This is a genomic window from Halomonas icarae (assembly GCF_009901955.1).
In the GTDB taxonomy this organism is placed as follows: Bacteria; Pseudomonadota; Gammaproteobacteria; order Pseudomonadales; family Halomonadaceae; genus Halomonas; species Halomonas icarae.
Genome location: NZ_WUTS01000001.1, coordinates 3045169 through 3057840, shown reverse-complemented (window position 1 = coordinate 3057840; position 12672 = coordinate 3045169). Strand labels below are relative to the sequence as shown.

At 64.6% G+C, this 12672-nt stretch carries 9 protein-coding genes; 4 read left to right on the top strand and 5 right to left on the bottom strand.

Annotated features, from left to right (window positions below):
* Positions 1–298: 298 nt before the first annotated feature.
* Complete coding sequence (gene thpD / locus GRB80_RS13975) at positions 299–1300, top strand: ectoine hydroxylase (RefSeq protein WP_161423974.1); 1002 nt, start codon at positions 299–301, stop codon at positions 1298–1300.
* 123 nt (positions 1301–1423) lie between these two features.
* Entirely contained in the window at positions 1424–2086 is a 663-nt protein-coding gene (locus GRB80_RS13970; protein WP_161423973.1) for a fumarylacetoacetate hydrolase family protein, read from the top strand.
* Between the two features lie 111 nt (positions 2087–2197).
* Here GRB80_RS13970 and speA read toward each other — a convergent pair whose 3' ends face one another.
* From speA to GRB80_RS13955, 3 genes are all read right to left on the bottom strand, one after another.
* Positions 2198–4108 carry a biosynthetic arginine decarboxylase gene (gene speA / locus GRB80_RS13965; RefSeq protein WP_132043741.1) on the bottom strand — a complete coding sequence of 637 codons (1911 nt, stop codon included), beginning with the start codon at positions 4106–4108 and terminating at the stop codon, positions 2198–2200.
* Positions 4109–4116: 8 nt separating this feature from the next.
* Positions 4117–5076: a homoserine kinase gene (locus GRB80_RS13960; protein WP_161423972.1), complete on the bottom strand. Its 960-nt coding sequence runs from the start codon at positions 5074–5076 to the stop codon at positions 4117–4119.
* A gap of 144 nt (positions 5077–5220) precedes the next feature.
* Complete coding sequence (locus GRB80_RS13955) at positions 5221–5514, bottom strand: DUF2782 domain-containing protein (RefSeq protein WP_161423971.1); 294 nt, start codon at positions 5512–5514, stop codon at positions 5221–5223.
* A gap of 153 nt (positions 5515–5667) precedes the next feature.
* On the opposite strand from GRB80_RS13955, the gene polA reads away from it, so the two are divergent.
* Positions 5668–8430, top strand: coding sequence for a DNA polymerase I (gene polA, locus GRB80_RS13950; protein WP_161423970.1), 2763 nt, complete (start codon positions 5668–5670; stop codon positions 8428–8430).
* 60 nt (positions 8431–8490) lie between these two features.
* Here polA and GRB80_RS13945 read toward each other — a convergent pair whose 3' ends face one another.
* Positions 8491–9519, bottom strand: a complete 1029-nt coding sequence (locus GRB80_RS13945; protein ID WP_161424362.1) for a Fe(3+) ABC transporter substrate-binding protein — start codon at positions 9517–9519, stop codon at positions 8491–8493.
* Positions 9520–9743: 224 nt separating this feature from the next.
* On the opposite strand from GRB80_RS13945, the gene GRB80_RS13940 reads away from it, so the two are divergent.
* The gene (locus GRB80_RS13940; protein WP_237561997.1) at positions 9744–10931 is read left to right on the top strand and encodes an ABC transporter ATP-binding protein; all 1188 of its coding nucleotides are present in this window, start codon (positions 9744–9746) and stop codon (positions 10929–10931) included.
* On the opposite strand, the gene GRB80_RS13935 is transcribed toward GRB80_RS13940, so the two are convergent.
* Positions 10845–12530, bottom strand: a complete 1686-nt coding sequence (locus GRB80_RS13935; protein ID WP_161423969.1) for an ABC transporter permease — start codon at positions 12528–12530, stop codon at positions 10845–10847. The two genes, GRB80_RS13940 and GRB80_RS13935, sit on opposite strands and share 87 nt — an antisense overlap.
* Between the last annotated feature and the right edge of the window lie 142 nt (positions 12531–12672).

The following is a 12672-nucleotide window of genomic DNA, read 5'->3' as shown; positions in this document are numbered from 1 at the left end:
ATCAAGGATTGAGCTTCGGTATAATCCTGTCCGCTCACGTTCGTGATGGCGACGCTCCCGGCGGAGGTCACGCAGCGTTCGGCGCCGGGCCTCCATGTGTGTCTACGCTACTCGACATATACAGTATCGCTTGCCGACCTCCCCCCTTTGAACGCAGAGGGGCGGACGCAAGGCCTTGAAAATTATCGATGCCATCCCGATATGGTGAAGCACGACCTCTACCCGAGGTCATTCGCGGCTGTCTTGCCGCTGAACGCGTTTTGCTGAAATTGATCACGGATTCACAGGAGGTGATTGAATGTCAGTCAAGACATCCGAGCATGTTCTGCAGGAGAGTGCCAATCCGCATCAGGTCGTCGATTCACCGGACCCGCAGAGCCGCGTAAGGAGCGCGCCACGCCCGGGGGATGACCCCTATCCCACGCGCCTCGCCGAGCCCTTGGACATGCCCTGGTTAAATCGCCGTGAAGCGGTGGTGAAGGGCAGTGCCGAGGATGGTCCCCTGAGCCGGCAGCAGCTCGACGAGTTCGACCGCAAGGGGTTTCTGTTCGAACCCAATTTCATCGCCGGCGAGGAGCTCGAGGAGCTGCGTCGAGAGCTGGCGGTGCTGCTGGAGAACCCCAACTACCGCCATCGCGACTTCAGCATCACCGAGCCCTCCGGCAAGGAGATTCGCTCGCTGTTCGCGATGCACTTCCTGTCCGAACGCTTCGCCCGACTGGCCCAGGATGAGCGCCTGGTGGGTCGTGCCCGCCAGATCATCGGCGGCGAGCCCTTTGTGCACCAGTCGCGCATCAACTACAAGCCGGGCTTCGAGGGCAAGGGCTTCAACTGGCATTCGGATTTCGAGACCTGGCATGCCGAGGATGGCATGCCGGCCATGCATGCGGTCAGCGCCTCCATCGTGTTGACCGACAACCACCACTTCAATGGCCCGCTGATGCTGATTCCTGGCTCCCACCGGGTGTTCATTCCCTGTCTCGGGGAGACGCCGGCCGCCAACCACCAGCAGTCGCTGAAACAGCAGGAGCTTGGGGTGCCGAGCCGCGAGGCGCTCGCCCGGCTGGTTGAGCGTCACGGTATCGAGGCGCCCACCGGTGCCGCCGGCGGCCTGCTGCTGTTCGACTGCAACGTGCTGCACGGCTCCAATGCCAATATGGCGCCAGACCCGCGCAGCAACGCCTTCTTCGTCTACAACCGCCGCGACAACCGTTGTGTGGCGCCCTTCGCGGCACCCGGACGGCGACCGGGCTTTCTGGCCCATGAGCCCGACGAGGCGTGGTCACCGGAACAGTCTTGAGCGGTGCTGCCATCTGCGATCGTACTGCCGCGCTGCCGGCTCCGGTGTAGTGTGTGCCGCCGTCTGCGCTAAACTGTGCGCCTGTCGCGTTCGCGGCACACTCACAGAAGGAGAAGATGCGCCATGCGCTTTGTGCCCCGCTTCACCGACGGACAGGCCTATGCCGAGCGGCTTGGCAAGATCGTCTGCGTCGGTCGCAACTATGCCGAGCATGCCCGGGAGCTTGACAACCCGGTGCCCAGTGAGCCGCTGCTGTTCATCAAGCCGGCCACCAGCGCCGTGCCACTGGAGTCGCCCATCGAGGCGTCTCACTCCCGCGGTGAGGTCCATTACGAGACGGAGCTGGCACTGCTGATCGGTGAGGAGCTCAGCCACGTGACTGCCGGGGAGGCGGAGCGCGCCGTGGTGGGTATCGGGCTGGCCCTCGACCTGACCCTGCGCGATGTCCAGTCACGGCTCAAGGAGAAGGGTCACCCCTGGGAGATCGCCAAGGCCTTCGACGGCGCCTGCCCGCTGTCGTCCTTTCTGCCGCTTTCTCAGGTGCCCAACTGGAGCGCGCTCTCCTTTACCCTGGAGATCGATGGTGAGCTTCGTCAGCAGGGCGAAGGGGCCGATATGCTCTTCCCGGTGCCGACCCTGCTGGCCGAGATGAGCCGTCACTTCACCCTGCAGCCGGGCGATGTGGTGCTGACGGGCACGCCGGCCGGGGTAGGCCCGCTGGTCAGCGGTGCCGAGCTGCGCTTCACCCTCACCGGCGGCCTGGAGGTCACCACGCGGGTGGAGTAGGGGCACGTTAGAAGTTGGAAGTTGTGAGAGCGCAGAGATAAGCGCGCCGCCGTGGATACCAACGACGGGGCGCTCTCTCTGTCTCTTGCTCTGTCTCCGGAAGGGGGCGAGCTACTCTAGGTAGGTATAGCCGGAGAGCCCCTCGGACAGATCGTCGAGGAAGCGCTGCTGCTCGGCCTCTTCCAGGCCGCTGGTGGCGAGCTGTTCGGCCAGATGGCGGCGCAGCACCTCGGCGTCGAAGTTGACGTAGCTCAGCACGTCGGCCACACGGTCGCCCTGCTGGATATGGCTCAGGCTCCAGCTGCCATCCTCGTTGAGGGTGGCATCCACAGAATCGGTGTCGCCGAACAGGTTGTGCAGGTCGCCGAGGATCTCCTGGTAGGCGCCCACCATGAAGAAGCCCAGCAGGCGCTCGTCATCCTCCTGCCACTCCGGCAGCGGCAGGGTGGTCTCCACACCCTGGCCATCCACATACCCGTCGATGCGGCCGTCGCTGTCGCAGGTAATGTCCTGGATGACCCCGCGGCGTACCGGCTCCTGGTCGAGTCCGGTGAGCGGCATCACCGGGAAGATCTGCTGGATCCCCCAGACATCGGGCACCGACTGAAACAGCGAGAAGTTGACGAACAGCTTGTCGGCGAGCTTCTCGGCTAGCTCATCACCGATCTCGCGATGCACGCGATTGCGCGTGTCCAGGCGTGCGCGCAGTCGGGCACAGGCCGCGAAGTAGACCGCCTCACCCTCGGCCCGGGCGGTGATATCGGTCAGCCCCATGACGAAGCGTTCATGCAGATCACCCATGGCCTGGGCGAGGTCATGCCAGGCCTCGACCAGGCCGCGCTGGTCGGGGGAGGCGCCGAGCAGGTCGTGGACTCGCCACAGCTCGTCGACCTGGGAGTCGCCTTCGACCCGGCGTTCGGGAGAGGCATCGCTGACCCGCTCCTCGCCGATCACGTTGGTGATGAGGACGGCGTGGTGGGCGGTCAACGCGCGGCCCGACTCACTGATCAGGTGGGGCTGGGGCAGATCGTTCTCCTGGCAGGCCAGGCGGAAGGCGTAGACCACATTACGGGCGTACTCGAGCATCGAGTAGTTGGCCGAGCAGAAGCTGCGCGAGCGGGTGCCTTCGTAGTCGACGCCGAGGCCGCCGCCCACATCCACGGTATCCACCGGGGCGCCCAGCTCCACCAGGCTCTGGTAGAAGCGCGCACACTCGCGCAGGCCGCGCTGGATGTCACGAATATTGGCGATCTGCGAGCCCAGGTGGAAGTGCACCAGCTGCAGGCTGGCCAGGGCATCGGCCTCGCGCAGTCGCTCCACCACCTCGAGGATCTGGCTGGCGGTGAGGCCGAACTTGGACTTTTCACCGCCAGTGTTCTGCCAGCGGCCGCGTCCTACGGAGGCTAGCCTGGCGCGTAGTCCGATGCGTGGTGTGACGCCGAGTGCCGAGGCCTCTTCGAGGATCAGCGGCAGTTCCGAAAGCTTCTCCACCACCAGATAGACACGGTGGCCGAGTTTCTCGCCCATCAGCGCCAGGCGCACATACTCGCGATCCTTGTAGCCGTTACAGACGATCAGAGAGGGACCGTCGCCGGAGAGCGCCAACACGGCGAGTAGCTCCGGTTTGCTGCCGGCCTCCAGCCCCACCCGATCGCGACCGCGCTCGGGAGTGGCGAGTATCTCCTCCACCACTCGGCGCTGCTGGTTGACCTTGATCGGGTAGACCGCCGTATAGCCGCCGCCAAAGGATTCTTCTTGCATGGCGGTATCGAAGGCGTGGCAGAGTTGCTCGACCCGGTCGTGGAGGATATCGATAAAGCGTACCAGCACCGGCAGGCGCAGGCCGGCAGCCTTGAGCTCGCTCACCAGGTCGTTCAGCGGCAGGGTCGGGCCCTCGGCCTCGCTGCCCAGGGGGCGCACCAGGGCATGGCCGGCATCATCCACATCGAAGTAGCCGCTGCCCCACTGGTCGATGTTCCAGACGCGCCGGGCGCGCCGGGCGGGACCGCTGGCACTGGCCATGGAGAGGCTCATCGGCTTGCCTCCGGTAGGAGCAGGGCAGGCTGCTCGATACGCGCCTTGAGAATGGTGCGAAAGCGTTCGGGGTCGTGAGGCGTCAGGTCGTGGGCCGGCGGGTCCACATAGACCACCAGCAGGCGCGAGAGCCAGTAGCGCAGCGCGGTCATGCGCAGCATCATCGGCCAGACATCGCGCTCGGCCGCCGTCAGCGGACGGTGTGCTTGATAGGCGGCGAGGATGGCGTCATGGCGTTCGGCATTCAGGCTGCCGTCCGCGTTGCAGGCCCAGTCGTTGATGACGATGGCCAGGTCGAACAGCAGGTCGCCGGTGCAGCCATTGTAGAAATCGATGATGCCACCCAGACGATCACCATCGAACAGGGTATTGTCGCGGAACAGATCGCCGTGCAGTGCCCCCTGTGGCAGCTCGATAACGCCATTGAAGACATCTTCATAGGTCTCCACTTCATCCTTCATCAGCGTCTGATCCGCCGCAGAAAGATAGCCATGTACCTTGGGGTGAAGGGCCACCAGCCAGTGGAGATCGCGTGGGTTGGGGCGATGGCCGGTGAAGTGCTGTGAGATGGCGTGCAGGCGTCCCAGCACGCTGCCCAGCTCATGGCACTGGGCCAGATTCGGATCGAGCGGGTGCTTGCCGGGCAGCCTCGGGAACAGCAGTGCCGGCTTGCCGGCCAGGCTATGCAAAGCCACGCCCTCACGGTCATGCAGGGGGCCGGGCACCGGCAGGCGATGCTCATCGAGGTAATCGAGCAGCTCGACAAAAAACGGCAGTTCCTCATGCTCACCCTGTTCGAACAGGGTCAGCACCAGCTCCCGCTGGTCGGTAGTGACGAAGAAGGTACTGTTCTCGGTGCCGGCGGGAACGCCCTCCAGGGAGACCAGTGAGCCGGCGTCGAAGCGGCTCAGGAAGGCCTCGATCTGGGACTCGGTCAGCGGTGTGAATACGGCCATGTGTCTCTTACCCGGGTATGCCAAGCCGCCTATTGTAGCGACTTGCGAGTGTGATGCACGCTTCGCCGAACCGCCAGGGGATTGAACCGTTCGAGGCTTGTCCCCGGCGCCTCTCGCGTTACCGGCGATAGCGGCTTTCATCATTCAGAAGGTCTGCAGAACCCATTCGGGCACGGCGATGCGATCGCCCTGCTGGCGTTCAAAGTTGCCATCACCGTCGCGATCGACCAGGTAGTAGGAGGGGCCGCTGGAGGGGCGGATCTCGATGGCATAGAGCTCCCCATTGATCCGGTACTCGCGGATGATGCGCTCCTCCTCCTGGCGGATGGTGATATCCGGTGCCAGCTCATCATTGGGCTGGGCCAGGGCCGGCAGGGCAGCGGCGAGCGACAGGCCCATGGTCAGCAGCGCGGCGGTAAGTGAGGGAAATGTGTTCATGATGATCTCCGGTCCGCCGGGGCGGTGAGATGGTGTGTGTCCCCAGTGTAAGGGGTCGTTGCCTTCGCGCCCACCGGGCGCGGCAAAACGGCCGCGCTATGCGTATCATGGTTGATCAGAATCACTCTCCGCTCAGCTTCAATGGATGCCTCCATGGCCGATAGTCCCATCGTTCTCGTCGACGGTTCCTCCTACCTGTACCGCGCCTTCCACGCCCTGCCGCCGCTGACCACCTCGGAAGGCTTACCCACCGGGGCGATCAAGGGCGTGCTCAACATGCTCAAGCGGCTGATCAAGGACTACCCGAGCAGCCCCATGGCGGTGGTCTTCGATGCCCCGGGCAAGACCTTTCGCGATGAGTTGTTCGAGGAATACAAGGCCCAGCGGCCACCGATGCCGGATGAGCTGCGCGATCAGGTTCAGCCGCTGCACGACTGCGTGAGGGCACTGGGCCTGCCGCTGCTGTGCATCGAGGGGGTCGAGGCCGATGATGTCATCGGCACCCTGGCTCGCCAGGCCACCGAGGCGGGTCGCGATGCGGTGATCTCCACCGGTGACAAGGACATGGCACAGCTGGTCAATGCCCACATCACCCTGGTCAACACCATGAAGGACGAGACCCTGGACGTCGAAGGTGTCAAGGAGAAGTTCGGCCTGCCCCCCGAGCTGATCATCGACTTCCTGGCCCTGATGGGCGACAAGGTGGACAACATTCCCGGTGTCCCCGGGGTGGGCGAGAAGACGGCGCTGGGTCTATTGCAAGGCATGCAGGGCGGGCTCGATACCATCTATGCCGATCTAGAGGCGGTCAAGGCGCTTGATTTCCGTGGCGCCAAGACCCTGCCAAAGAAGCTCGAGGAGCACCGCGACAAGGCCTTCCTCTCCTATCGGCTGGCGACCATCAAGACCGACTGCGAACTGCCGGTGGGGCTCGATGATCTGGAACTCGCCCATCCGGACCGCGAGACGCTGCTCGAGCTCTATCGCCGTTTCGAGTTCAAGGCCTGGCTGTCCGAGCTGTTGGAGGGCCGGGACGAGGGCGTTGACGACGTCGCCGGTGGCACCAGCACTCCGGAGGTCGCCGAGGAGCACGCCGCCGGCGGCGCACCACGTGAGGATCATGTCATTCTCGAGCAGGCCGAGCTGGACGCCTGGCTCGAGCGGCTACAGAGCGCCGAGGCCTTCTGCTTCGATCTGGAGACCACCAGCCTGAACTACATGGAGGCGCAGATCGTCGGCATCGGGCTGGCGCTGGAGGCGGGGGAGGCCGCCTATATCCCCCTGGCCCACGACTACCTCGACGCCCCCGAGCAGCTCGATCGTGACGCCGTGCTTGCCGCCCTCAAGCCGCTGCTGGAGGACAACGGCAGAACCAAGATCGGGCAGAACCTCAAGTACGATATCTCGGTGCTGGCCGGTTATGGCATTCGGGTGGCCGGGCCACTCGAGGACACCATGCTCGAGTCCTATGTACTCGACTCCACCGCCACCCGTCATGATATGGACTCCCTGGCACTCAAGTACCTGGGCGAGAAGACCATCCCCTTCGAGGAGATTGCCGGCAAGGGGACCAAGCAGCTCACCTTCAACCAGGTTGCCCTGGAGCAGGCGGCGCCCTACGCCTGTGAGGATGTCGATATCACCCTGCGTCTGCACCACGAGCTGCGCCCAAGGCTCGAGCGGCAGGGGCGTCTGCGCCAGGTGCTCGAGACGGTCGAGCTGCCGCTGATCCCGGTGCTGTCGCGGATGGAGCTGACCGGCGTGGCCCTGGATCCGCAGCGCCTGCACGCTCAGAGCCGTGAGCTCGAGGCGAGAATCAACGAGCTGGAGGCCCGTGCCCATGAGCTGGCCGGCCGTGAGTTCAACCTCGGCTCTCCCAAGCAGCTGGGCCAGATCCTCTTCGAGGAGCAGAAGATCCCGGTGCTCAAGAAGACCCCCAAGGGGGCGCCGTCCACCGCCGAGGCGGTGCTCGAGGAGCTGGCCCTGGACTATCCGCTGCCCAAGGTGATCATGGAGCATCGCGGCCTGGCCAAGCTGAAGTCCACCTACACCGACAAGCTGCCGCGCCTGGTCAACAAGACCACCGGACGCCTGCATACCAGCTATCACCAGGCGGTCACCGCCACCGGGCGACTCTCTTCGAGCGATCCTAACCTGCAGAACATCCCGATCCGGAACGAGGAGGGCCGCAAGATCCGCCAGGCCTTTATCGCCCGGCCCGGCTATCGCATCGTCGCCGCCGACTACTCACAGATCGAACTGCGCATCATGGCCCATCTCTCGGGTGACAAGGGACTGCTGGCGGCGTTTTCCGAGGGGCGTGACATCCATGCCGCCACCGCCGCCGAGGTGTTCGGCGTGGCACTCGACAAGGTGACGGCAGATCAGCGGCGCAGCGCCAAGGCGATCAACTTTGGGTTGATCTACGGCATGAGTGCCTGGGGGCTGTCACGGCAGCTGCATACCGAACAGAGTCAGGCCAAGGTCTATATCGACCGCTACTTCGACCGCTACCCCGGGGTGGCGAACTATATGGAGCGCATTCGCGCCCAGGCCGCCGAGGATGGCTTCGTCGAGACGGTGTTCGGTCGGCGCCTCCATCTGCCCGAGATCCGCTCCCAGAATCGTGCCCGCCGTCAGGGCGCCGAGCGTACTGCCATCAATGCTCCCATGCAGGGCACGGCCGCGGATATCATCAAGCGTGCCATGATCGAGGTGGCCGCCTGGCTGCAGGAGGGGGAGATGGATGCCTGGATGGTGATGCAGGTTCACGACGAGCTGGTGTTCGAGGTGGCCGAGGCCCGGGTAGAGGCGTTCAGTGAGCAGGTGAAGGCGCGCATGCAGGCCGCCGCCGAGCTCGATGTGCCATTGATCGTCGAAGCCGGGAGTGGGGCCAACTGGGACGAGGCGCACTGACCATGAAAAACGCCACCGCTGCTGCGGTGGCGTTTCTGGTGTTGGCCTGGGCTGGAAGGCTTAGCGCCAGCCGACGCGATCGAAGATCCGAATCGCCTCGGGGTTGTTCTCGCCGAGCTTGCTGATGTTCAGGCTATCCTTCTTGAAGTCGCCCCAGGACTCGAGCACCGGATTTTTCATCGCGCCCTCGACCACCGGGAACTCGTAGTTGCCGTTGGCGAAGATCTCCTGGGCGGTATCGGAGGCCAGGAACTCGAGGAAGCGCACGGCATTTTCGCGGTTGGGAGCCCCTTCGACCACGCCGGCGCCGCCCACGTTGACATGAGTGCCGCGGCCGTCTTGGTTGGGGAAGATCACGCCGACACGGCGGGCGACCTCACGATCCGCCTCGTTGTCGGAGTGCAGCAGGCGCACGTAGTAGTAGTGGTTCGCCACCGCCAGGGAGCACTCGCCGCTGGCAATGCCCTTGATCTGGTCGGTGTCGCCACCCTCGGGGTCGCGTGCCATGTTGGCCACCACGCCCTGGGCCCACTCCTCGGCGCCCTCGGCGCCATGGTGCTCGACCAGTGAGGCGAGCAGCGACTGGTTGTAGATATTGTTCGAGGAGCGGATGCACACCTGACCCTCGAACTTCGGATCGGCGAGCTCCTCGTAGCTGCCGATCTGGCTCGGGTCGAAGTTCTCGCGGTCATAGAAGATGGCGCGGGCGCGTTGACTGAAGCCGAACCACAGTCCCTCGGGGTGACGCATGGCTTCCGGCAGGCGCTCGTTCAGCACCTCGGAGTCGACGCTCTGGAAGATATCCTCCTGCTCGGCACGCCACAGGCGGCCGGCGTCAACGGTGATCATCACGTCGGCGGGGCTGGCCACGCCCTCGCGGGTGATGCGCTCGATCAGCTGGTCCGAATCGCCCTCCAGCAAGTTCACTTCGATGCCGGTCTCCTCGGTGAAGGCCTGGTAGAGCGCCTCGTCGGAGTCGTAGTGACGTGCCGAGTAGATGTTCAGCTCGTCGGCGGAGACGGCGGTAGCGAAGGCGGAACCGGCCAGCGCGACGGCGATGGGGGCGGCGAGACGAACGTTCTTGATCATCATGACCTCTGGGATATCCGGCAGAGTGGAGATAGTGGAATGATAATACGTTGCATTAATGACCCGCTTATTGAAGCCCCGTACGTCGGCGGCGTCAAGGGGCAGGGCGGCGATTCCTTGCGCTGAAGCAGTGAAATATTGAATGCGAGTCGCTTTCAAACGCATTAGCGCTCGTGATCGGTTATGATGGGGAGATCTCCACCGACACGACGTCGAGGGCCCTAATGAACCTGAATCTGCAACAGCCGCACGCCACTTCCGCTCCGGTACTCTCCATGCAGGGCATTCACCACGCCTTCGGCAAGCACGAGGTGGTGAAGGGCATCGATCTGGATATTCAGCCGGGTGAAGTGGTCTGCCTGCTGGGCCCCTCGGGGTGTGGCAAGACCACCCTGCTGCGCATCGCCGCGGGCCTCGAGAAGCTACAGCACGGTCGCGTGGTCCTGGAGGGCGATGAGGTAGCCCGCCCTGGCGGGCGTCACCTCCCCCCCGAGAAGCGCAGCGTCGGCCTGGCCTTTCAGGACTCCGCGCTCTTTCCCCACCTTTCCGTGCTGGAAAACGTGACCTTCGGGCTCAAGCACTTGCCGACAGGCGAGCGTCGTCGGCGTGCCTTGAGGCTACTCGAGCAGCTGGGGATGGGCGCCCGGGCCGAGGGCTATCCCCACATGCTTTCCGGAGGCCAGCAGCAGCGCGTGGCACTGGCTCGTGCGCTGGCGCCGGAGCCGCACCTGATGCTGCTCGACGAGCCTTTCTCCAGCCTCGATGCGCGGCTACGCGACCAGATTCGCGATGACACCCTGCACGTGCTCAAGGAGGTCGGGGCCGCCACCCTACTGGTGACTCATGACCCGGAAGAGGCGATGTTCATGGCCGACCGCATCGCCCTGATGCGTGATGGCCATATCGTTCAAGTCGGTACGCCACGCGAGCTCTACTGCAACCCCAGCGACCCCTTCGTGGTGACCTTCTTCGGTGAGGTGAACGAACTCTCCGGGATGGTTCGCGACGGCAAGGTGCTGACACCGGTGGGCATCGTGGATGCCGGTTGGCTGGCCGAGGGCAGTGAGGTACGCGTGCTGGTAAGGCCGGAGGCGCTGCAGGTGGCGAGGCTGGATGTGCCGGCTGAAGCGCACAGCCACAGCCATATCGTCATGGCCAAGTTGCTGGGGCGCAGCAGCCTGCTGCATATCTGTGCCCATGACTCCGACGGTGATGAAGCCCATATCCATGCGCGGGTGCCGGGGGTCTTCCTGCCCGCCGAGGGCCAGCCCGTGACTCTGCGGCTGGACCCCTCCCAGGTATTTGTCTTTCCCTCGCGCTCCTCGTCACTTTCCGCCGCCGGGGCGCGAGCGTCGCATGGCCAGGCTGAGCAGGATCACCGGGACTATGCCTACCACCACGATGGCCAGTGAGGCCGTCGAGGCTTCGGCGAGACGCTCGTCTGCCGCCAGGTTGTGAGCGCGTACCGCCAGGGTATCGAAGTTGAAGGGGCGCAGGATGATTGTCGCCGGTAGCTCCTTCATCACATCCACGAAGACCAGGATGCAGGCCGCCAGCAGGCTGCCGCGCATGATTGGCGTGTGCACCCGCTTCAGTGTGCCGGTGGCGGTCTGGCCTAGGGTGCGGGAGGCGGCATCCATGCTCGGCGTCACCTTGCCCAGGCTGGCTTCCACGGCGTTGAACGAGACCGCCAGAAAGCGCACCACATAGGCGTAGACCAGGATAAACGCCGAACCGCTGAAGATCAGTCCGATCACCTCGCCACCGCGTGAAAGCAGCCAGGTATTGAGGGTGTTGTCCAGCCAGGCGAAGGGAATCAGGATACCAACCGCGACCACCGACCCTGGGATCGCATAGCCCATGGCCGAGATACGCGTGGCGGTTCGGGTCAGCCGGGTATTGTTCAGGCGCACCCCGTAGCTGAGCACCACCGCCAGGGTGACCGCCACCAGAGCGGCGATCGAGGCGAGTATCAGGCTGTTGCGGGCATAGCCGATAAAGCTCTTGCCGAAGAGTGAGTCGCCCTGCTGGATGGCCAGCTCGGCGAGGATGCCGCTGGGGATCAGAAAGCCGCCCAGGATTGGCAGTAAACAGGCCAGGAAGGCGCCTGCCGAGGCCCAGCCACCGAGGTGGAACTCCGGCAGCTGTTGATAGCGGCTGGAGGTGTGGAAGTAGCGCCGCTTGCCCCGCGACCAGCGCTCCAGCAGCACCAGGGCGATTACGAAGGTCAGCAGGCAGGCGGCGAGCTGGGCGGCGGCGGCCTGTTCACCGAGGCCGAACCAGGTGCGGTAGATGCCGGTGGTGAAGGTATCCACACCGAAGTACTGCACCGCGCCAAACTCGTTCAGTGTCTCCATCAGGGCTAGTGATACGCCGCCCACCAGGGCCGGACGCGAGAGTGGGATCGCCACGCTCCAGAATAGCTGCCAGGGTCCGCGGCCCAGGGTACGTCCCACGTCCAGCATGCACACCGACTGCTCCATGAAGGAGGCGCGTGCGAGCATGTAGACGTAAGGGTAGAGCACCAGGCTGATCAGTGTTGCCGCCCCGCCCAGAGAGCGTATTTCAGGGAACCAGTAGTCTCCGAATCCCCATCCGAACAGGTCGCGTAGCCACCCCTGCAGGGGGCCCGAGAACTGCAGGAAGTCGGTATAGGCGTAGGCGATCACATAGGTCGGCACGGCCAGCGGCAGCAGCAGCGCCCATTCGAACAGCCGTCGCCCTGGGAAGCGGCACATCACCACCAGCCAGGCGGTACCGGTGCCGATCACCAGGGTGCCGAGGCCCACCGTGATGACCAGGAACAGGGTGTTGGCCAGGTAGCGGGGCAGCACCGTGCTGGCCAGGTGCTGCCAGACGCCACCGGTGGGTACCAGGATGTGCGCCAGAACCGCCAGCACCGGCAGTGCCACGACCAGCGCGACCCCGAGCAGCAGGGCGGTCCAGGGAGTGAAGGAGGGAAACAGTCGGCGTGAGAGGGTGGGCAGGTCGCCGCTGGTAGGTCGAGACAAGGGAGGCTCCTCGCGGGCGCAGGATGGTAAATGCGAGACATTGACGCCGGCAAATAGTATCAGTTGCGCTTGGCTGCTGCAGCCAACATCGATTGACCACCGTCAAACGACGACGCCCGCCGTCGGCTGACGGCGGGCGTCG

Bases quoted from the DNA above. Each gene is read 5' to 3' on its own strand.
- thpD (WP_161423974.1), top strand. From the start codon at position 299: ATGTCAGTCAAGACATCCGAGCATGTTCTGCAGGAGAGTGCCAATCCG.
- GRB80_RS13970 (WP_161423973.1), top strand. From the start codon at position 1,424: ATGCGCTTTGTGCCCCGCTTCACCGACGGACAGGCCTATGCCGAGCGG.
- speA (WP_132043741.1), bottom strand. From the start codon at position 4,108: ATGGCCAGTGCCAGCGGTCCCGCCCGGCGCGCCCGGCGCGTCTGGAAC.
- GRB80_RS13960 (WP_161423972.1), bottom strand. From the start codon at position 5,076: ATGGCCGTATTCACACCGCTGACCGAGTCCCAGATCGAGGCCTTCCTG.
- GRB80_RS13955 (WP_161423971.1), bottom strand. From the start codon at position 5,514: ATGAACACATTTCCCTCACTTACCGCCGCGCTGCTGACCATGGGCCTG.
- polA (WP_161423970.1), top strand. From the start codon at position 5,668: ATGGCCGATAGTCCCATCGTTCTCGTCGACGGTTCCTCCTACCTGTAC.
- GRB80_RS13945 (WP_161424362.1), bottom strand. From the start codon at position 9,519: ATGATCAAGAACGTTCGTCTCGCCGCCCCCATCGCCGTCGCGCTGGCC.
- GRB80_RS13940 (WP_237561997.1), top strand. From the start codon at position 9,744: ATGAACCTGAATCTGCAACAGCCGCACGCCACTTCCGCTCCGGTACTC.